General features: G+C 70.4%; 17 protein-coding genes and 1 pseudogene. 10 read left to right on the forward strand and 8 right to left on the reverse strand.

Annotated features, from left to right (window positions below; all coding sequences use genetic code 11):
* Positions 1 to 103: 103 nt before the first annotated feature.
* The 3 genes and pseudogenes from AMK21_RS06465 to AMK21_RS35800 all read left to right on the forward strand — a co-directional run.
* Positions 104 to 1,402: a M18 family aminopeptidase gene (locus tag AMK21_RS06465; RefSeq protein WP_073875054.1), complete on the forward strand. Its 1,299-nt coding sequence runs from the start codon at positions 104 to 106 to the stop codon at positions 1,400 to 1,402.
* A 101-nt stretch (positions 1,403 to 1,503) separates the two neighbouring features.
* On the forward strand, positions 1,504 to 1,725 hold the full coding sequence (locus tag AMK21_RS06470) for a DUF6458 family protein (RefSeq protein ID WP_030563210.1): 222 nt from the start codon (positions 1,504 to 1,506) through the stop codon (positions 1,723 to 1,725).
* 26 nt (positions 1,726 to 1,751) lie between these two features.
* Positions 1,752 to 2,030: pseudogene (locus AMK21_RS35800) on the forward strand (BTAD domain-containing putative transcriptional regulator); the annotation flags it as partial.
* 22 nt (positions 2,031 to 2,052) lie between these two features.
* On the opposite strand, the gene AMK21_RS06480 reads toward AMK21_RS35800, so the two are convergent.
* On the reverse strand, positions 2,053 to 3,888 hold the full coding sequence (locus AMK21_RS06480) for an NHL domain-containing thioredoxin family protein (RefSeq protein WP_073875056.1): 1,836 nt from the start codon (positions 3,886 to 3,888) through the stop codon (positions 2,053 to 2,055).
* Between the two features lie 400 nt (positions 3,889 to 4,288).
* Here AMK21_RS06480 and AMK21_RS06485 point away from each other — a divergent pair, with 400 nt between their 5' ends.
* Positions 4,289 to 4,780: an LURP-one-related/scramblase family protein gene (locus tag AMK21_RS06485; RefSeq protein ID WP_073875624.1), complete on the forward strand. Its 492-nt coding sequence runs from the start codon at positions 4,289 to 4,291 to the stop codon at positions 4,778 to 4,780.
* Positions 4,781 to 4,844: 64 nt separating this feature from the next.
* On the opposite strand, the gene AMK21_RS06490 is transcribed toward AMK21_RS06485, so the two are convergent.
* Positions 4,845 to 5,636, reverse strand: coding sequence for a carbon-nitrogen family hydrolase (locus AMK21_RS06490; protein ID WP_073875058.1), 792 nt, complete (start codon positions 5,634 to 5,636; stop codon positions 4,845 to 4,847).
* Positions 5,637 to 5,849: 213 nt separating this feature from the next.
* Between AMK21_RS06490 and AMK21_RS06495 the strand changes: the two genes are divergently transcribed.
* Positions 5,850 to 6,674, forward strand: a complete 825-nt coding sequence (locus tag AMK21_RS06495; RefSeq protein WP_073875060.1) for a maleylpyruvate isomerase family mycothiol-dependent enzyme — start codon at positions 5,850 to 5,852, stop codon at positions 6,672 to 6,674.
* Positions 6,675 to 6,758: 84 nt separating this feature from the next.
* On the opposite strand, the gene AMK21_RS06500 is transcribed toward AMK21_RS06495, so the two are convergent.
* Together AMK21_RS06500 and AMK21_RS06505 are read right to left on the reverse strand one after the other, a co-directional pair.
* Entirely contained in the window at positions 6,759 to 8,066 is a 1,308-nt protein-coding gene (locus AMK21_RS06500; RefSeq protein ID WP_073875062.1) for an MFS transporter, read from the reverse strand.
* On the reverse strand, positions 8,063 to 8,746 hold the full coding sequence (locus AMK21_RS06505; protein ID WP_073875064.1) for a GntR family transcriptional regulator: 684 nt from the start codon (positions 8,744 to 8,746) through the stop codon (positions 8,063 to 8,065). The genes AMK21_RS06500 and AMK21_RS06505 overlap by 4 nt, the downstream gene beginning before the upstream one ends.
* A 298-nt stretch (positions 8,747 to 9,044) precedes the next feature.
* On the opposite strand from AMK21_RS06505, the gene AMK21_RS06510 reads away from it, so the two are divergent.
* Complete coding sequence (locus AMK21_RS06510; protein ID WP_073875066.1) at positions 9,045 to 9,947, forward strand: D-alanyl-D-alanine carboxypeptidase family protein; 903 nt, start codon at positions 9,045 to 9,047, stop codon at positions 9,945 to 9,947.
* Positions 9,948 to 10,036: 89 nt separating this feature from the next.
* Here the strand turns inward: AMK21_RS06510 and AMK21_RS06515 are convergent, their stop codons facing one another.
* Genes AMK21_RS06515 through pdhA form a run of 3 tightly spaced genes read right to left on the reverse strand, consistent with a single transcriptional unit; the run spans position 10,037 to position 13,632 of the window.
* On the reverse strand, positions 10,037 to 11,476 hold the full coding sequence (locus tag AMK21_RS06515; RefSeq protein WP_073875068.1) for a dihydrolipoamide acetyltransferase family protein: 1,440 nt from the start codon (positions 11,474 to 11,476) through the stop codon (positions 10,037 to 10,039).
* Between the two features lie 12 nt (positions 11,477 to 11,488).
* Positions 11,489 to 12,469 (reverse strand): alpha-ketoacid dehydrogenase subunit beta, encoded by a 981-nt coding sequence (locus tag AMK21_RS06520; RefSeq protein ID WP_030563182.1) that lies wholly within the window; start codon positions 12,467 to 12,469, stop codon positions 11,489 to 11,491.
* Positions 12,470 to 12,471: 2 nt separating this feature from the next.
* On the reverse strand, positions 12,472 to 13,632 hold the full coding sequence (gene pdhA / locus AMK21_RS06525; RefSeq protein WP_073875070.1) for a pyruvate dehydrogenase (acetyl-transferring) E1 component subunit alpha: 1,161 nt from the start codon (positions 13,630 to 13,632) through the stop codon (positions 12,472 to 12,474).
* 349 nt (positions 13,633 to 13,981) lie between these two features.
* Here pdhA and AMK21_RS06530 point away from each other — a divergent pair, with 349 nt between their 5' ends.
* The 3 genes from AMK21_RS06530 (at position 13,982) to AMK21_RS06540 (ending at position 16,261) form a co-directional block, all read left to right on the forward strand.
* The gene (locus tag AMK21_RS06530) at positions 13,982 to 14,641 is read left to right on the forward strand and encodes a response regulator (RefSeq protein WP_073875626.1); all 660 of its coding nucleotides are present in this window, start codon (positions 13,982 to 13,984) and stop codon (positions 14,639 to 14,641) included.
* 87 nt (positions 14,642 to 14,728) lie between these two features.
* The gene (locus AMK21_RS06535) at positions 14,729 to 15,166 is read left to right on the forward strand and encodes a pyridoxamine 5'-phosphate oxidase family protein (RefSeq protein ID WP_073875072.1); all 438 of its coding nucleotides are present in this window, start codon (positions 14,729 to 14,731) and stop codon (positions 15,164 to 15,166) included.
* Between the two features lie 63 nt (positions 15,167 to 15,229).
* A complete protein-coding gene (locus tag AMK21_RS06540) occupies positions 15,230 to 16,261 on the forward strand; it encodes a phosphotransferase enzyme family protein (RefSeq protein ID WP_073875074.1) in 1,032 nt (343 codons plus the stop codon).
* A gap of 34 nt (positions 16,262 to 16,295) precedes the next feature.
* Here the strand turns inward: AMK21_RS06540 and AMK21_RS06545 are convergent, their stop codons facing one another.
* Positions 16,296 to 17,939 (reverse strand): protein kinase domain-containing protein, encoded by a 1,644-nt coding sequence (locus AMK21_RS06545; RefSeq protein ID WP_073875076.1) that lies wholly within the window; start codon positions 17,937 to 17,939, stop codon positions 16,296 to 16,298.
* Between the two features lie 354 nt (positions 17,940 to 18,293).
* On the opposite strand from AMK21_RS06545, the gene AMK21_RS06550 reads away from it, so the two are divergent.
* Positions 18,294 to 19,943: a protein kinase domain-containing protein gene (locus AMK21_RS06550; protein ID WP_073875078.1), complete on the forward strand. Its 1,650-nt coding sequence runs from the start codon at positions 18,294 to 18,296 to the stop codon at positions 19,941 to 19,943.
* Positions 19,944 to 20,393: the final 450 nt, after the last annotated feature.

Here is a 20,393-nt window from a genome sequence, read left to right on the forward strand (position 1 = left end):
TCGGCTTTCGTATCGGCTTTCGTATCGGCTGAGTGCGCGGGGCCTGCCGCCCCGCAGCCGGTCATCGGATTCCGGACTCGGGTCCCTCGATACAGTGAAGACCATGAGTTCTCGCCACCGGTTCGACCGTGCGCACACCGATGATCTGATGTCCTTCCTGGCGGCGAGCCCGTCCCCGTACCACGCCGTCGCCAACGCGGCCGCCCGGCTGGAGGTGGCCGGATTCCGCCAGGTCGAGGAGACCTCCGCCTGGGACGCGAGCGCCGGGGGGAAGTATGTGCTCCGCGGCGGCGCGATCATCGCCTGGTACGTGCCGGAAGGCGCGTCCGCGCACACCCCGTTCCGGATCGTCGGCGCCCACACCGACTCCCCGAACCTGCGGGTGAAGCCGCTGCCCGACACCGAGTCGCACGGTTGGCGCCAGATCGCCGTCGAGGTCTACGGCGGCACGCTGCTGAACACCTGGCTCGACCGGGACCTGGGCCTGGCCGGCCGGATCTCGCTGCGGGACGGCACCGACCGGCTGGTCAACATCGACCGGGCGCTGCTGCGGGTGCCCCAGCTGGCCGTACACCTGGACCGCTCGGCCAACACCGACGGCCTCAAGCTCGACCGGCAGCGCCATATGCAGCCGATCTGGGGTCTCGGCGAGGTGGCCGAGGGTGACCTGATCCGCTTCGTCGCCGAGGAGGCCGGCGTCGACGCGGAGGACGTCACCGGCTGGGACCTCATGCCGCACGCCATCGAGCCGCCGTCCTACCTGGGCCGCGACCGCGAGCTGGTCGCGGGGCCGCGGATGGACAACCTCCTCTCCGTGCACGCCGCGACCGCCGCCCTGGCCGCCGTCGCCGGGCAGCCGGACGGGGAACTCCCGTACATCCCCGTACTGGCCGCCTTCGACCACGAGGAGAACGGCTCCCAGTCCGACACCGGGGCCGACGGGCCGCTCCTCGGCACGGTCCTGGAGCGCTCCGTCTTCGCCCGGGGCGGTACGTACGAGGACCGCGCCCGCGCCTTCGCCGGAACGGTCTGCCTCTCCTCCGACACCGGCCACGCCGTGCACCCCAACTACGCCGAGCGGCACGACCCGACGCACCACCCGGTCGCCAACGGCGGGCCGATCCTCAAGGTCAACGTCAACATGCGGTACGCCACCGACGGCAGCGGCCGCGCGGTGTTCGCCGCCGCCTGCGAGAAGGCGGGCGTGCCGTGGCAGACATTCGTCTCCAACAACTCGATGCCCTGCGGCACGACGATCGGCCCGATCACCGCGGCCCGGCACGGCATCCGGACCGTGGACATCGGCGTCGCGATCCTCTCCATGCACAGCGCGCGTGAACTGTGCGGCGCCGACGACCCGTATCTGCTGGCCAACGCGCTCACGGCGTTCCTGACGGACTGACCCCCACGCTCAACCGCGGCCCCGGACATGGTTGTTGCCGGGGCGGGTACCCGACCCGTACATCGGTCCGGATTCACCGGGCCGTCGAGGAGGCGGGATTCATGGGACTCGGAGGATGCATTCTCCTGATCGGTGGTGGCGCGATTCTGGCGTTCGCGACCGACTGGAAGGTGGACACCGTCAATGTCGACCTGGTCGGCTGGATCATGATGCTCGTCGGCCTCATCGGGGTCTTCGTCTACATGAGCATCGCGCGCCGTCGACGCATGGTCGTGCCGCCCACCACCACGGTCGTCCAGGACGACGAGCAGCGCTACCACTGACCGGCGGCCGTTTGGCCGGGCTGCACGCCCGCAGCGGGATCCAGGGGCACGTCTCCCGTCTCCGCACCCTCCTGGTGGGCGCGGAGGCGGAGGCGTACGGAGTGGAACTGGCCCCCCTCGGCGACGCGTACGTCCTGCGGTTGCCGGAGACCCTGCTGGACGCGCAGCGGTTCGAGGAGCTGCTGATGCTGGCCCGGGAGCAGCGCTCCCCCGCCGACACGGTCCTGATGCTCAAGGAGGCCCTGTCCCTGTGGCAGGGCCCGGCCCTCAGCGGCGCCCTCACCGGTCCGCCGCTCAGGGCGGCCGGTATCCGCCAGCCACCAGCCCTCAGGAAGGGCTGTCCATCCCTGCCAGCACCAGCGGCAGCCGGGGCGTTCCCTCCGCGGTCACGCGGACGGGGACGCCCCAGTCCTGCTGGTGGACGTGGCAGGCCGGGTACTCGTTGGCCGGGTCGTCGTCGCAGGACGCCGCCATCGCGGAGACGTGCAGCACGCCCTCGGTGACCCCGTCCGCGAGGACCAGGTCGCGCCCGAGGTCCGTGCCCGCGCCGGAACCCTCGGCCAACAGCTCGGGCGGGGTGGCGGAGATCAGCAGCCGGGTGGAGGGCCCGTACCGGGTGTCCAGCTTCTGGCCCGCCGGCGCCTGGAAGACCACGTCGAGGCGGAGGGTGCCCGGGGCGATCTCGGTGGCGGCCCGCTGGGTACGGTGCGCCTGCTCGGCGACGCGTACGGCCTCCTCGGGCAGCCGGAGGCGGGTGAGGCGGTGGCGGGCGGACTCGACGACGACCAGGTCGCCGTCGACCAGCACCGCGTCGCTGGGCTCGCGGACGTCGGTGGCGAGCGTGGTGACCTCGTCGGACGCGGGGTCGTAGCGGCGCAGGGCGTGGTTGTACGTGTCCGAGACCGCCACGGAACCGTCGGGCAGCGCGGTCACGCCGATCGGGTGCTGGAGGAGCGCCTGGGCGGCGGCCCCGTCGCGGTGGCCGAAGTCGAAGAGGCCGGTGCCGACGGCGGTGTGCACATGCTCGTCCCGGTCGACCCAGCGCAGGGCGGAGGTCTCGGAGTCGGCGACCCAGAGCCGCTCGCCGTCGGCGGAGACCGCGAGCCCGGACGGCTGGGCGAACCAGGCCTCGGCGGCCGGCCCGTCGACCAGGCCCTCGTTGGTGGTCCCGGCGGCGGCGGTCACGGTCCCGTTCCCGGGGTCGTACGTCCACAGCTGGTGCACGCCCGCCATGGCGATCCACAGCCGGTCGCCGAACCAGGCCAGGTCCCACGGCGAGGAGAGGTCCACCTCGCGCGCCGGGCCGCTGGTCGCCGTCCCCTGCCACCACTGGCGGCCGGTCCCGGCCAGGGTGCCGGTCACCCCGGTCGTGAGGTCCAAGGCGCGGATCGCGTGGTTGACGGTGTCCGCGACGGCGACGCGGCCGTCCGGGAGCGCGGCGAGCCCCTGCGGCTCACTGAACCGGGCCTCCTGCGGACCGCCGTCGTTCAGCCCCCGCTCACCGGTGCCGAAGTGGCGCCGTACGGTCTCGCCGTCCGCGTCCAGCTCGACCAGGCGGTGCCGGGTGGTGTCGGAGACCAGGAAGCCCCCGTCGGGCAGGAGCAGGGCCTTGCCCGGGAAGCGCAGATGGGTGGCGACGGGCTCGGGCGCCACGTAGGGGCCGTCGCCCCGGCGGAGCGTGCCCTTGGCCCCGTGCTCGGCCTCCAGCTCCTCGACCAGCTTCTCGATGGCGTGGGCGTGGCCCTCGCCGGCGTGCTGGGCGACGACATAGCCCTCGGGGTCGATGACGACGAGCGTCGGCCAGGCCCGTACGGCGTACTGCTTCCAGGTGGCCAGCTCGGGGTCGTCGAGGACCGGGTGGTGGACCTCGTACCGCTCGACGGCGTCGACGACGGCCTGGTGCTCGGCCTCGTGGACGAACTTCGGCGAGTGGACCCCGATGATCACCACGGTGTCGCGGTGCTTCTCCTCCAGCTCCCGCAGCTCATCCAGGACGTGCAGGCAGTTCACACAGCAGAACGTCCAAAAATCAACCACAACGCACTTACCTCGCAGGTCGGCGAGGGTCAGCTCTTTGCCTCCGGTGTTCAGCCAGCCACCCTTGCCGATCAGCTCAGGGGCACGGACACGGGCACGGCGCGGGGCGGGAGAGGCAGCGTTCATGCGTTCAAGGGTGCCATCCCTGGATGAGAGGGCTGCCATCAGCACGAAGGCCAGGTCCGGCTGTAATGATCGCCGTCGCCGGACGGGGGCCACGTGGGGACGCTACGCGCGTCACTCTGTCAGGCGGGACCAGCCACTCACGGCCCCCACCTTCGGGCAACAGGAACGCCGTAGGGCTCTTCCGGCGCTCGCCCGGCAGGTCTGCGGGGCCCTCATGGTCCGGAATCACGTCACGCAGGATGCCGACCCGTCCCGCTCCGTCTTCCACCGCCTGTATTGAGCCGGCCGCCCTTGCCGATGAGGTTCGGGGGCGCGGACACGTGCACGTGATGCCATGCCACCGGTCAACACCGACCCCGCCTGCGCGCATTCCGCCGGGGCCCGGGGGAACCTGTGCCGCATGAGACTTCTCGTACGTGAGCGGCTGTTCGCCATCGGTGACGACTACTGGATCGAGGACACCGAGGGCCGCAAGGTCTTCCTGGTCGACGGCAAGGCCATGCGGCTGCGCGACACCTTCGAGCTGAAGGACGCCGACGGCCGGGTGCTGGTCGAGCTGCGCCAGAAGCTGATCAGCCTGCGCGACACCATGCTCATCGAGCACGGCGGCGAGGAGCTGGCCAAAGTCAAGCGCAAGCGGCTGTCGCTGCTCCGCAACCACTACCGGGTGACCCTGGTGGACGGTACGGAGATCGACGTCAGCGGCAAGATCCTGGACCGCGAGTTCGCCATCGAGTACGACGGTGAGCTGCTGGCCCAGGTCTCACGGCGCTGGCTGACGATCCGGGACACGTACGGCATCGACGTGGTCCGTGAGGACGCGGACATCGCGCTGCTCATCGCCGTGTCGATGTGCGTGATCGTGCTGGCGGACAAGGAGAACGAGGACTGACACCGCCCGGTTCAGCCGTGGCACTCACTGCGAGCAAGCGCCCCAACCCCGTGCAGGGCAGGCCTCAGCGCGGTGGCGCGAGCCCCAGGCGCCGGTCCTTCAGCGCCGGGAACTGCTCCCTCGTCGCGCCCACCTTCGCCGGGTCGAACTCCACGGTCAGGATCTCCTCGTCCGCCCCGGCCTCGGCGAGCACCTCGCCCCAGGGGTCGACGACGATGCTGTGCCCGGCCTGGGGGATGTCGGCGTGGGTGCCCGCCGTGCCGAGGGCGAGGACGTACGCCTGGTTCTCGACGGCACGGGCCTGCGCGAGGAGCGTCCAGTGGGCGCGGCGGCGCTCGGGCCAGCCCGCGGCCACGACGAGGGTCTCGGCGCCCGCGTCGACGAGCCCGCGGAACTGCTCCGGGAAGCGCAGGTCGTAACAGGTGGCCAGGCCCAGCGTGGTCTGGGGCAGGACGACGGTCACCAGCTCCTCGCCGGCGCCCATCATGACCGCCTCGCCCTTGTCGAAGCCGAAGCGGTGGATCTTGCGGTAGACCGCCGAGCGCTCGCCGTCCGGGGTGAAGACCAGCGTGGTGTTGTAGAGGGTGCCGTCCGGCGCACGCTCCACGAACGAGCCCGCGTGCAGCCAGACCCCGGCCTCGGCGGCCGCCTTGGCCATGACCTCGTGGGTGGGGCCCTGGAGCGGCTCGGCCTCCTGCTCGAAGACGGTGTAGGCGAACGCCCCGACCGGCCAGAGTTCGGGAAGGACCACCAGGTCGGAGCCGCGCTGGGCGACCACCAGGGAGGCCGCGCGTTCGCGGCGGACCTCGACGGATTCGTCCGGGTCTACTGCGATCTGGATGAGGGAGGCGCGCACACTACCACCGTCCTGGCATTCGAGCCGTCAACACGGGCCTACGATCGTCACACGAAAGCACTGCCGGGGTGCCTGCTCGCAGCGTAACTTAGGCGACTGAACCTCCCACGCAGCAAGCAGACAGCAGCCCGCAGACAGCGTCGTCCGTGCCGGCCCGCCCGCCGGCACTCCCTGCTCTCCAGCCCATGCACCGAAGAACCGCCGAGGGGTCCCGTGACCGTCCATCCCAGCCTCCAGACCTACGCCGACTCCGCGACTCACTCCATCGAAGCGATAGCCGACCTGGTCAAGCCACTCGCGGAGGGGGAGTGGAACCGCCGCACGCCGTGCCCCGGATGGTCGGTGCGGGACATCGTGTCGCACGTCATCGGTATGGAGTGCGAGATGCTCGGCGACCCGCGGCCCATCCATACGCTGCCGCGCGACCTCTACCACGTACAGAGCGACTTCGCCCGCTACATGGAGATGCAGGTCGACGTCCGGCGCCACCACACCGCTCCGGAGATGACGTCCGAGCTGGAGTACGTCCTCATCCGCCGCGCCCGGCAGCTGCGCAACGAGTCCCGCTCTCCCCACGCCACGGTCCGCGCGCCCCTGGGCGCCGAGCAGACCCTCGAAGTGGCGCTCAACATGCGGGCCTTCGACGTCTGGGTGCACGAGCAGGACCTGCGGACGACGCTCGGACAGCCGGGCAACCTGGACTCCCCCGGCGCGCACATCACCCGGGACGTCCTGCTCGCCGCGCTGCCGAAGGCGGTCGCCAAGGACGCGGGCGCACCGGCCAACTCGGCGGTGGTGCTGGACGTGCACGGCCCTCTGGAGTTCCTGCGGACGGTACGGGTCGACGCGGAGGGCCGCGGCTCGATAGACGGTTCCCCCTCGCTCGGCCCGGCCGTGACCCTGTCGATGGACTGGGAGACGTACGTACGCCTCGCCTGCGGCCGGGTCCGTCCGGCAGCCGTGGCCGACCGGATCAAGGCCGAGGGCGACCAGGAGCTGGCCACGGCGATCCTGGACCACTTCGCCGTGACTCCGTGACCCTGTAGTTCCGGCTTTCCCGGCGGCGCCCGCCCCGGAGTTCACGAGCGGGCGGGCGCGCCGCCGAGCGTTCGGCCGCGCGGGTCACGCGGGTACGTGCACGGCCTCCACCCGGCTGACCACATGGTGGTCGCGTTCCCTGAGCGCCGCACGGCGGCGCAGCCGCAGGATCTGGGCGACGCCGAGCGCCTCCAGGACGAAGACCGAGGCGAAGGCGGCCCGGTAGTTGCCGCCCGTGGCGTCCAGCAGCACTCCCACGGCGAACAGCGTCGTCATGGAGGCGATGAACCCGCCCATGTTGACGATCCCCGACGCGGTGCCCTGACGCTCCGGCGGATTGGCGGGCCGGGCGAAGTCGAAGCCGACCATCGAGGCGGGGCCGCAGGCGCCCAGAACCACGCACAGGACGGTCAGCAGCCACATCGGGGTGTGAGCGGCGGGATAGAAGATCGCGCAGGCCCAGAGGAGGGCGGTGGTCGCGACCGTGCCCAGCGCGATGGGGGCCCGCGCCTCGTGGTGGCGGGCGATGATCTGCCCGTAGACGAGCCCCACCACCATGTTGGAGAGCACCACCAGGGTGAGCAGCGTGCCCGCCGTCCCCCGGCTCAGCCCCTGCGCCTCGACGAGGAACGGCATCCCCCAGAGCAGCAGGAACACCATCGCCGGGAACTGGGTGGTGAAGTGCACCCACATCCCGAGCCGGGTCCCCGGTTCCCGCCAGGCGGCAGCGATCTGCCTGCGTACGTACGAGGCGCCCGCGTGCTCGGCGGGCGGCGGCTCGTGGCCCTCCGGGTGGTCCTTCAGGAACAGCAGGAGCGGGACGAGCACGGCGGCCCCCGCCAGCGAGCTGCCGACGAAGGTCGTCGTCCAGCCGAAGTTGTGCAGGGCCCGCGCGATGAAGAGGGTCGAGACGAGGTTGCCCGCCATCCCGAACAGCGCGGCGACCTGACCGATCAGCGGCCCGCGCCGGGCGGGGAACCAGCGGCTGCCGAGCCGCAGCACGCTGATGAACGTCATCGCGTCACCGCAGCCGAGCAGAGCGCGTGCGGCCAGCGCCATGCCGTACGAGGGCGAGAGCGCGAACCCGAGCTGGCCGACCGTGAACAGGACGGCCCCGATGGTGAGGACCCGCTTGGTGCCGAGCCGGTCGACCATCAGCCCCACGGGTATCTGCATGCCCGCGTAGACGAGGAGCTGGAGGATGGAGAACGTCGACAGGGCCGAGGCGTTGACGTCGAACCGGTCGGCGGCGTCGAGACCGGCCACGCCCAGGCTCGTACGGAAGATGATGGCGACGAAGTAGACGGCTACGCCGATGCCCCAGACCCAGGCGGCCCGCCGCCCCCCGGGTGGATCGCCGGGCAGGGAGAGCGTGGGGACGGCCGAACTCACCGGTCCTCACCCCTGACCAGCACCCGCACCCGGCTGACGTGACGCCGGACGACCTGCGCGGCCTCCTCGGCGTTCCCGCCCCGGATCGCCTCCAGCAGCTCGCTGTGCTCGGTGATGTTGGCCTCGATCCTGCCCGGGTGCGCCTCCATCACCGCGACGCCCATCCGCAACTGGCGGTCGCGCAACTGGTCGTAGAGGCGCGAGAGGATCTCGTTGCCCGCGTGCTTGACGATCTCGGCGTGGAAACACCGGTCCTTGACGGCCACCGCCGCCAGATCACCGGCCTCCGCCAGCTGCCGCTGCTCCTCCAGGAGCTGTTCGAGCCGCGCGATCAACTGGGGTGACGCGGGAACAGCTTTACGCGCCGCGAACTCCTCCACCAGCAGCCGGGTCTCCACCACGTCCTTGATCTCCTGCGCGGAGACGGCGAGCACGAGGGCGCCCTTCTTCGGATAGAGCTTGATCAGCCCCTCGACCTCCAGCCGCAGCAACGCCTCCCGCACGGGCGTCCGCGACACCCCCACCGCGTCCGCGAGCCCCCCTTCGGTGAGTAGCGTCCCGCCCTCGTAGCGACGGTCCAGGACCGCCTCCTTGATGTGCGCGTAGACGCGCTCGGCGGCAGGCGGCTGCTTGAGGGAGGTGGTCGTCGGCTGTACGGGGGTGGGGGCTGCGGCAGGCATGCGCACAGCATAGATACAACATGCGCGCATGGAGGAGGGGCGTCCGGATTCTGGAATCAGTGTCACCCGCCTCCAGTTCCGGAGGCTCCAGCACCCGCAGGATCTCAGGGCCGCCGAGCACTTCATCCCCCTGCCGAATTCCTCGGCGAACCACTCGCTCCGGCGGCAGACATGTGGTCAAAGTCAAGGCTGCGCAAATTCACCCGTCAGGGAACGCATCCTTTCCCCCGCCCCAGGAGTCTCACCACCGAGCGGCACCCTTATGTGGCCGCATATCAGGGGCATTTGGAGCGTTCAGTTGAAAATCGAGATCAAGCGCATCAATCGCGTCACCATCACGAGCGCCGTGGCTCTCACCGCGGGTGCGGTGCTCGCGAGCGGCGCCTTCGCTTCGACGGCACACGCAGCCACTCCGCCGCCGGTTCCGACGATCGTCGCCAAGGGCGGCTTCGTGATGAACAGCGGCACCGGCACGAGCCTCTTCAGCAAGGCCGCCGACACCCGCCGCTCCACCGGCTCCACCACGAAGATCATGACCGCCCTCGTGGTGCTCCAGCAGAAGAACGTGGACCTCAGGACCAAGGTCACGATCCAGAAGGCGTACAGCGACTACATCGTCTCGAAGAACGCCTCGTCCGCCCGGCTCATCGTCGGCGACAAGGTCACCGTGGGCCAGCTCCTCTACGGCCTGATGCTCCCGTCCGGCTGCGACGCCGCTTACGCGCTGGCCGACAAGTTCGGCACCGGCACCACCCGCGCGGCCCGCGTGAAGTCGTTCATCGGCAAGATGAACGCCACGGCCAAGACCCTCAAGCTGAAGAACACCAACTTCGACTCGTTCGACGGCATAAGCAGTGGGAAGAACTACTCGACCCCCCGCGACCTGACGATCATCGCCCGCCAGGCGATGAAGAACTCCACCTTCCGCACGGTCGTCAAGACCAAGTCGACGAAGCAGAAGGTCACCACGAAGAGCGGCGGCTACCGCTACATGTCGTGGGCCAACACCAACAAGATGCTCAGCAGCTACAGCGGCGCGCTCGGCGTGAAGACGGGTTCCGGCCCGACCGCGAAGTACTGCCTGGTCTTCGCCGCGACGCGTAACGGCAAGACGGTCATCGGCACGGTGCTCACGTCGTCCTCCGAGGCGAACCGCACGGCCGACGCGAAGAAGTTGATGGACTACGGGTTCAAGAAGTAGCCCGCAGCCGTAGGTACGGCGAAGGGGCCCGGCCCTGATACGCCGGTGGGCCCGTACGCAACCACGTACGGGCCCACCGGCGGAACACGCTACGCCCAGGTGATCAGGCGCTTCGGCTGTTCCAGGATCGCCGCCACATCGGCCAGCACCTTGGAGCCCAGCTCCCCGTCGACCAGGCGGTGGTCGAACGACAGGGCCAGCGTGGTGACCTGACGCGGCTTCACCTTGCCCTTGTGGACCCACGGCTGGAGCTTGATCGCGCCGACGGCCAGGATCGCGGACTCGCCCGGGTTCAGGAGCGGGGTGCCCGTGTCGACGCCGAAGACGCCGACGTTGGTGATCGTCACCGTGCCGCCCGCCATCGCCGCCGGGGACGTCTTGCCGTCCCTCGCCGTGGTGACCAGCTCACCCAGGGCCGCCGCGAGCTGCGGCAGCGTCTTGTCGTGCGCGTCCTTGATGTTCGGCACGATCAGACCGCGCGGCGTGGCCGCCGCGATGCCCAGGTTCACGTAGTGCTTCTGCACGATCTCCTGGTTGGCCTCGTCCCAGGCCGCGTTGACCTCGGGGTTCCGCTTGATCGCGACCAGGAGGGCCTTGGCGATGACCAGGAGCGGGTTGACCCGCACCCCCGCCATCTCCTTGTCCTCCTTGAGCTCCGCCACCAGCTTCATCGTGCGCGTCACGTCGACCGTGACGAACTCGGTCACGTGCGGCGCCGTGAAGGCCGATCCGACCATCGCCTGCGCGATCGCCTTGCGGACTCCCTTGACCGGGATGCGGGTCTCCCTCGCGGAGGCCGCGGCGGCCGGCGCCTCGGTGATCACCGGCTCGGACACCGAGGGCGCCGGGGCCGAAGGAGCCTCAGCGGCCGCCGGAGCCGCCGCCGCGTGCACGTCCTCGCGGGTGATGATGCCGTCCTTGCCGGTCGGCACCACCGTCGCCAGGTCGATCCCCAGGTCCTTGGCCAGCTTCCGTACCGGCGGCTTCGCCAGCGGGCGGCCGACCGGAGGGGCGTCGACCAGAGCCTCCGGAACAGCGGGCGCCGGAGCGCCGTGCCCGTTCAGCTCCGCCTGCACCGCCGCCGCCACCGCAGCGGCCTCGGGAGCGGCGGCCCCCTTGCGCGGGCGGCGCTTGGTCGAGGACTCCGCGACCCCGTAGCCGACCAGGACCGGCGTACGGCCCTTCGGTTCCTCGGAAACGGGAGCGGCGGCCTCCACCGGCTCCTGCACAGGAGCAGGGGCAGGGACCTCGTCACCACTCCCCGGCGCCACGTCCACCGTGATGATCACCTGGCCGACATCGACCGTCGTACCTTCGGAGAAGCGCAGCTCGTGCACCACGCCGTCGAACGGGATCGGCAGCTCCACAGCCGCCTTCGCCGTCTCGACCTCGCACACGACCTGGCCGTCGGTGACCGTGTCACCGGGCTGGACGAACCACTTGAGGATCTCGGCCTCGGTGAGCCCCTCGCCCACGTCGGGCATCTTGAACTCGCGGAAGCGAGCGGACGTCTGTGTCATCGTCGTCACGACCCCTCTCCTCTAGTAGGCCAGCGAGCGGTCGACGGCGTCGAGCACCCGGTCCAGGCCGGGCAGGTACTCGTCCTCCAGCCGGGCCGGGGGGTAGGGCACGTGGTAGCCGCCGACCCTGAGCACCGGCGCTTCGAGGTGGTAGAAGCTGCGCTCGGTGATGCGGGCGGCGATCTCCGCGCCGGAGCCGTAGAAGACGGGTGCCTCGTGGACGACCACGAGCCGGCCGGTCTTCTCGACCGACGTCTGGATGGCGTCGAAGTCGATCGGGGACATCGAGCGCAGGTCCAGGACCTCGACCGACTTGCCCTCCTCCTGGGCGGCCGCGGCCGCTTCCAGGCAGACCTTCACCATCGGGCCGTACGCGACGAGCGTGAGGTCGCTGCCCTCGCGGACGGTGACGGCCTTGTGGAGCGGGCCGGGGATGGACTCGGTGTCGACCTCGCCCTTGTCCCAGTAACGCCGCTTGGGCTCGAAGAAGATGATCGGGTCATCGCTCTGGACGGCCTGCTGCATCATCCAGTAGGCGTCGCTCGCGTTGGACGGCGAGACCACCTTCAGCCCCGCCACGTGCGCGAAGAGCGCCTCGGGGGACTCACTGTGGTGCTCGACCGCGCCGATGCCACCGCCGTACGGGATACGGACGACGACCGGCAGCTTGATCTTGCCGAGTGCGCGGGCGTGCATCTTCGCGAGCTGCGTGACGATCTGGTCGTACGCGGGGAAGACGAAGCCGTCGAACTGGATCTCCACGATCGGGCGGTAGCCGCGCAGGGCCAGGCCGATCGCGGTGCCGACGATGCCGGACTCGGCGAGCGGGGTGTCGATCACCCGGTCCTCGCCGAAGTCCTTCTGGAGGCCGTCGGTGATACGGAAGACGCCGCCGAGCTTTCCGACGTCCTCGCCCATGATGAGGACCTTGGGGTCGGTGTCGAGGGCCAGACGCAGCGACTCGTTGAGCGCTTTCGCGATGGACATCTTTTCCACGGCCATGGCTACTTGCCCTCCTCGGCAGAGTCGGCGAACGATGCCTGGTAGGCGGCGAACTGGGCACGCTCCTCGTCGACGAGGGAGTTGCCGTCGGCGTAGCCGTGCTCGAAGAGGGACAGCGGCTCCGGGTCGGGCATCGCCCGCACCACCTCGCGTACCCGCTTGCCGAGGGTCTCGCTCTCCGTCTCCAGCGCGGTGAAGAAGGCCTCGTCGGCGAGCCTCTCCTTCTCCAGGTACGTGCGCACCCGCAGGATCGGGTCCTTGGCCTCCCACGCCGCCCGCTCGTCGTCGGCCCGGTACTTCGTCGGGTCGTCGGAGGTGGTGTGGGCGCCCATGCGGTACGTGAACGCCTCGACCAGGGTCGGGCCCTCACCGCGACGGGCGCGCTCCAGCGCGGAGCGGGTCACGGCCAGACACGCCAGTACGTCGTTGCCGTCGACGCGGACGCCGGGGAAGCCGTACCCCTGTGCGCGCTGGTAGAGCGGCACGCGGGTCTGACGCTCGGTGGGCTCGGAGATGGCCCACTGGTTGTTCTGGCAGAAGAACACGACCGGGGCGTTGTAGACCGCGGAGAAGGTGAACGACTCCGCGACATCTCCCTGGCTGGAGGCACCGTCACCGAAGTACGCGATCACGGCCGAGTCCGCGCCGTCCTTGGCGACGCCCATGGCGTAGCCGGTGGCGTGCAGGGTCTGCGAGCCGATGACGATCGTGTACAGGTGGAAGTTGTTGGTCGTCGGGTCCCAGCCACCGTGGTTCACCCCGCGGAACATGCCCAGCAGGTTGGTGGGGTCGACCCCGCGACACCAGGCCACACCGTGCTCACGGTAGGTCGGGAAGACGTAGTCGTCGTCGCGCAGCGCCCGGCCGCTGCCGATCTGCGCGGCCTCCTGGCCCAGCAGCGAGGCCCACAGGCCCAGCTCCCCTTGCCGCTGCAGTGCGGTCGCCTCGGCGTCGAAGCGGCGGGTCAGCACCATGTCCCGGTACAGACCGCGCAGCTCGTCCGCGCTCAGGTCGATGCTGTAGTCCGGGTGCTCGACCCGCTCGCCCTCGGGCGTCAGCAGCTGCACGAGCTGGGGCTCGGAACTCTGCGGCTTCTTCGCGGCGCTGGTCCGCTTACTGGTGCGTCGCGGTTTACGCGCGGCAGCAGTGCTCTCCACGGTCACGTGCGTGCTCCTCCGTCGGTCCGGCCCCCGGGGTCTGCCGGGAAGCCAGTGCGGCTCGCCCGTATCCGGACCCGTGCACGGGGTGGGTGCTTCTCGGCCGGGATACAGGCGTGACAGGTGCCCCGGCGAGCGCCCTGTCATAGGCACGTTACCCAGTGCATCGCATAACTGCGAAACCCTGTCTGACCTGCATTTTTGCTTGGATTTCCAAGTAAATCGAAGAAATCACGAAGCTCTGCTGGTCACAGCACTGGGAACAGCCTTGCAGGCCGCCGGAACAACGGCACGTTATCCCGCGGATCAGCGGCTGGGAAGAGCGGAGGAGGGGCGAGTGTGTGAGACTGCGATCGTGCGCGAAGATGGAAAAATCACCGTATTTCTACTGGACGATCACGAGGTCGTCCGGCGTGGCGTCCATGAGCTGCTCTCCGTGGAGCCTGACATCGAGGTGGTCGGCGAGGCGGGTACGGCAGCCGACGCCCTGGTCAGGATCCCGGCGACGCGCCCCGACGTGGCGGTGCTCGACGTCAGGCTGCCCGACGAAAGCGGGGTGGAGGTGTGCCGGGAGGTTCGTTCGCTGGACGAGAACATCAAATGCCTGATGCTCACCTCGTACGCCGATGACGAGGCGCTTTTCGACGCGATCATGGCCGGTGCGTCGGGTTATGTGCTGAAAGCGATCCGGGGCGATGAACTGCTCAATGCCGTACGGGACGTCGCCGCCGGGAAATCCCTGCTGGACCCGGTGGCCACCGCCCGGGTGCTGGAGCGGCTGCGCGACGGCGGCACCGCCAAGGGTGACGAGCGGCTCGCCAACCTCACCGAGCAGGAGCGCAAGATCCTGGACCTGATCGGGGAGGGGCTGACCAACCGGGTCATCGGGGAGCGGCTGCACCTCGCCGAGAAGACGATCAAGAATTACGTCTCCAGCCTGCTGTCCAAGCTGGGCATGGAGCGCCGCTCGCAGGCGGCCGCGTACGTCGCACGGCTCCAGGCCGAGCGCCGCTGAGCCCACCGGTCACGGGACTTTGGTCCCGCGCCACCCGGGGCCGGGGACTCTTACCCGGCCCCCTACGCGTGCCGGACAGTGGACCGTATGCCCTCCGACGAAACCCCCGCGCCCCAGGCGATGGAGCTGCTCCGCCGGGTCCCGTACGGCCGTCTCGCCACCAGTATGCGCGCCCTGCCGTTCCTGGCGGTGGCCCGGCACGTCGTGAGCGACGGCCGGATCCTGCTGCGGATGCACAGCGGCTTCGGCTACCACGAGGCGTGTGACGGGAGCGTCGTCACCTACGGGGCGGACAACTACAACGCCGTCTCGGCCGATGAGGGCGACAGCCTGTGGTCCGTGCAGTTCACCGGGCCCGCCGAGATCGTCCATCCCTGCCCTGAACAGGAAGAACTCTTCGGCGCCGCCCCCGTCCGGGCCAACGGGGAGCCCTTCGCGCCGGCCTACCTGCGGGTCGACCCGCACTTCGTCACGGAGCACACTCTGGGCTTCGGCGCAAGTCAGCTTGTCCGCCACGCAGGGTGATCTACCATTTGGTAAGTGCCGCGCTCATATGTAACCCGCCCACCAGTTCCCCCGGTCGGCGAGGTGCTGCGCCGCTACCCGGACGTGGGAGAACCGCTCGCCTGCGAGCCCATCACCAAGGGCCTGCTGAACCACGGATACCGCGTGTCCACCACCCGCGGCTCCTACTTCCTCAAGCACCATCTCGACAAGAAGCACATCGGCGACGCCACCGGTGAACGCGCCACGATCGTGCGCCAGCACCGCGCCACCCAGCGCCTGGCCTCCCTCGGCGTGCCCGTCGTCCCGCCGCTGTCCGACGCGGAGGGCACCACGGTCACCGTGATCGGCGACCGCTGCTACGCCCTGCACCCCTGGGTCGACGGACTGCACCGGGTCGGATCCCAGCTCACCCCCCACCAGTCGCGACGTCTCGGGACGCTCCTCGGAGCCGTACACACCGCTCTTGAGCAGGTGATGCCGCCGGACGGTGAACCCGATGCGTCGGTGGCGTCGTTACCCGCCGGGTACGGCAGTCCGCATGCCTCCGACACCTTCGCGCTGATCGACGAACTGCTGGCCGTGGCCCGTGGACAGCGCTCCCCGGACACCCCGCGCGACGCCTTCGACGAGCTCGCCGTGCACCGGCTCGTGGAGCGCCGGGCGCTGCTGGAGCGGCATGCGCACCGCCGGCCGCCGACGCCGGACGGGCCCGCCACCGGGTGGGTGCACGGCGACTTCCATCCGCTCAACCTGCTCTACCGGGGCGCCGATCCGGTCGCGATCGTGGACTGGGACCGGCTGGGTGTGCAGCCGCGCGCCGAAGAGGCGGTCCGGGCGGCGGCCATCTTCTTCGTGCAGCCGGGCGGGGAGCTGGACCTGCCGAAGGTACGGGCGTACGCCCGCGCGTACCGGCGTGCGGCGGGGGCGGGAGCGGCCGAACTGGCCGCCGCCGTGCACCGGGTGTGGTGGGAGCGGCTCAACGACTTCTGGATACTGCGCTGGCGCTACCGCCTGGACGACCGAAGGGCCGACCCGCAGTTCCCTGCGGTGTCGGCCCTGGCGGTGTGGTGGACCCGTGAGTACGAGGCGGTGTGCGCGGCCTTCACGGAGTGATGCGGGTGGCGTGCGTGACGCGGTCCCCAGGTTGTCAGGGGGTGGTGCCCCCTGTCGTGGGGCCGGCCGTGTCGCCGCTACCGCTGCTGCCGGCGCTGCCCGCGCTGCCGCCGGCGTTCGCGCCCTCGGAGCCGCCGGGCTCCCCGCCGCTGCCACCCGGTGTGCCCGGGTCGGTGGTCGGGTCGATGGGGTCGCCGCTCGGCTCGCCCGTGGTGCCCTCGTTGGTGTTGCCGTCCGTCGTCCCGGTGTCCGTGTTGTCGGACGGGGTCGGGGACGGCGTGAACGAGGGCTGGCTCTGGGTCGGCGGCGGGTCGTACGGCGGCGGCTCGGGCTGCGTCTGACCGCCCGTGGAGTTGCTCGGCTGCTCCGGCTCCTCCTCCGACGGCTCCTCCTCGGACGGCTCCTCCGACGGCTCCTCCTCGGAAGAGCTCACCGAGGTGGACGGCGTGACCGGCGTCTTCTTGTTGCCGTCGTCGTCGTTCGCCGCGCTGATGGCGAAGGCGACGCCGGCGCCGATCGCGACCAGGGCGAGCAGCACGAAGAGCCACATCTTGTTGCGCCGGCCACCGCCCCGCTGACCGCCGTGACCGCTGTCGTAGCCGTTGTAACCGCCGTCGTCCGGGTTCATCGGGGGCAGGATCGGACCCTGCGAGGTGTCCCCGTGCGTCGGGTGGCCCATCGCCCGGGTCGAGCCCGTCAGCCCGTGCGGCGGGGTCTGGCCGCCTTCGTGGTGCGCGACCGGGCCGGTGTTCCACGTACCGGTGTGGCCGCCCTGCACCTGGAGCATCTGCAGGCTGTACTGGACCAGTCCGCGCATCTCCTCGGCGCTCTGGAACCGGTCGTCCGGGTCCTTCGCCAGCGAGCGCATCACCATGCCGTCCAGCTCCGGCGGCACCACGTCCGAGACCTCGGACGGCTGCACCGGGATGTCCTGGACATGCTGGTAGACCACCGAGAGCGGGGTCTCACCGGTGAACGGAGGCCGCAGCGCGAGCAGTTCGTAGAGCAGGCAGCCCGTCGCGTACAGGTCGGAGCGGTGGTCGACGGCCTTGCCGAGCGCCTGCTCGGGGGAGAGGTACTGCGGCGTGCCCATGACCATGCCGGTCTGGGTCATCGTCGACTGGGCACCGTGCAGCGCCCGCGCGATGCCGAAGTCCATCACCTTGACCGCGCCGGAGTCCGTGATGATCACGTTGGCGGGCTTGATGTCCCGGTGCACGATGCCGTGCTGGTGCGAGTAGGCCAACGCCTCCAGCACCCCCGAGACGATGATCAGCGCCTGCTCGGGCGGGGGCGCCTCGGCGGTCAGGAGGAGGTCGCGGATGGTGCGCCCCTCGACCAGCTCCATCACGATGTACGGGACGGTCTGGCCGCCCACGGTGTCCTCGCCGGAGTCGTAGACGGCGACGATCGCATGGTGGTTGAGGCCGGCGACGGACTGCGCCTCACGCGTGAAGCGGGCCTTGGAGACCGGGTCCTCGGCCAGGTCGGAGCGGAGCAGTTTGACCGCGACCGTACGTCCGAGCCGGACGTCCTCCGCCGCGTACACCTCCGCCATGCCGCCCCGGCCGAGCCGGTAGGTCATCCGGTAGCGTCCGTCACCGACGACGCCACCGACACCCCAGGCGTCGGAGCCATCCGAAAATCCGCCGCCGTTTGCTTCGGAATCGGGTGCCATCAGTCCTCGCCGTCGTATCTGTCCGCGCGTCCGCGGGTTCTCACGGTGCCTTGCTGCATTGCCACGTCACGCTACAGCCTCCACCGGACACCCAGGTTCCGCACCGGACGGATCATCCGACCGGTCGGCGTGTCCTCCATCTCGGATCCATGCGTTTCCTGTAACGCTTCCGAGACGCTTCCTGTGCGTAGGGTCACGGAACGGGTACCCGGCTTGACGTGTCGGACCCCTCGGGCAGACTTGGCGCGTAATCGCGTTGTACGGAACCGGGTCGCACGCGACCGCGTCCTACAGAAACATCGCGTGTGCAGCACATCGCGCGCCAGGGCCGCGCCGCCGAGGGGGAAGCAAGTCATGAGTCAGGACGGCGCACAGGGCCGCTACGCGGGCGGGGCGGTCGCAGGCGGCCGCTACCAACTGCGTGACCTGCTCGGCGAAGGCGGGATGGCGTCCGTCTACCTGGCGTACGACTCCGCCCTGGACCGCCAGGTCGCGATCAAGACCCTGCACACCGAGCTCGGGCGTGAGCAGTCGTTCCGCGAGCGGTTCCGGCGCGAGGCGCAGGCCGTCGCCAAGCTCCAGCACACCAACATCGTCTCGGTCTTCGACACCGGCGAGGACGAGCTCGGCGGCGCGCTGATGCCGTACATCGTCATGGAGTACGTCGAGGGGCAGCCGCTCGGTTCGGTGCTGGCCGACGACATCCGGCAGTACGGTGCGATGCCCGCCGACAAGGCGCTCAAGGTGACGGCGGACGTGCTGGCCGCGCTGGAGACCAGCCACGAGATGGGCCTGGTCCACCGCGACATCAAGCCCGGCAACGTCATGATGACCAAGCGCGGCATCGTGAAGGTCATGGACTTCGGCATCGCCCGCGCCATGCAGTCCGGTGTCACCTCCATGACGCAGACCGGCATGGTCGTCGGCACCCCGCAGTACCTCTCCCCCGAACAGGCCCTCGGCCGCGGTGTGGACGCCCGCTCCGACCTGTACTCGGTCGGCATCATGCTCTTCCAGCTGCTCACCGGCCGGATCCCGTTCGACGCGGACTCGCCGCTCGCCATCGCGTACGCGCATGTGCAGGAGGAGCCGGTCGCGCCCTCCACCATCAACCGGTCGGTCACCCCGGCGATGGACGCGCTCGTCGCCCGCGCCCTCAAGAAGAACCCGAACGAGCGCTTCCCGAGCGCCGCCGCGATGCGGGACGAGATCGCCCGGGTGCTGAACGCGTCCGGCGGTGGGACGGGCGCCCCGGTGATCGTCGCCGGGGGCGGACCGGCCAACAGCGGTGCGGGCGTCGGCTCGGCGGTGTTCCCGCCCGTCGACCAGGCCGCCCCCGCCCCGCAGAGCGTCCAGACGCCGTACCAGCCGCACCCGCAGCCGTCGTACCAGTCGGGCCCGTACAACCAGCCGGCCCCGACCCCCGCGCCGGGCTACGGCTACCCGCAGGCGGCCCAGGGTTATCCGGTGACGGGCCCGCTCGCCCACCGGACCCCGCCCCCGTACACGATCAACCCGCAGCACCAGACGGCCGTCGGCACCACGGGCGGCGGCTCCTCCAAGCGGAACATGCCGGTCATCGTCGGCTCGATCGTCGTCGCGCTCCTCGCCGTGGGCGGCCTGATCACCGCGCTCGCCCTCCAGGACGACGGCAAGGACGACGAGGCGGGCAAGGGCGGCGACCCGGGCACCAGCGAGACCTCCACGGACGAGGGCTACCGGCCGCCGGAGCGCAACCGGACGATGAAGACGACGGCTTGCACGGACGCCACCGAGGACTCCAACGACCCGAAGAAGGTCCAGGCGCCCAACTTCGTCTACAAGGACATCTTCTCGGCGAAGGAGTGTGCGGCGGCCGCCGGCTGGACGATCAAGGAGATCGAGGAGCCCGGCAATACGTACGCGGAGGGCCAGGTCGTCGGCCAGTTCCCGTCCTCGGGAGCGGCCGTCTCCGAGCACGGCGCGCACTTCGAGCTGAAGGTCTCGACGGGCCGGCCTTCCTGACGGATCCCGTAGTGGCTCCGGGGAGCTCCACCGCCTCGTGCGGGCTCCAGGTCTTCGCGGGGTGTTCGTTTCTGATCATTGCGGGGCTGTGGATCTCTGTTCCGGGGCGGTAATCGACCCCGGAAAGGCCGGTTGTCTCCTCCTCGCCCGTCCGGGATGCCGGATGTGAGAGCCCGTGTGACGCTGATCCCATGGCTCCAGGACGTCCGGCCGTGTGGTCGTCGAGGTGCGCGGTCTGTCTGCTGGTGGCGGCCGGCGCGGTGCTGGGGCCGTTGGGTCCGCCGGGCGGGACCGCTTCCGCCGACGGGCCGTCCGTCAGCGCAGCGCCCTCCGGGGCGTCGAGTCCTGCCGCCACGCCCCTGCCATCAGGCTTCCCAGCCGGCCTCCCGTCAGGCGCCTCACCCTCCTCCGCGCTCCCCTCGGGCCTGTTCCCGCCGTCGTCCGGGATCC

Source organism: Streptomyces sp. CB00316 (assembly GCF_001905595.1).
In the GTDB taxonomy this organism is placed as follows: domain Bacteria; phylum Actinomycetota; class Actinomycetes; order Streptomycetales; family Streptomycetaceae; genus Streptomyces.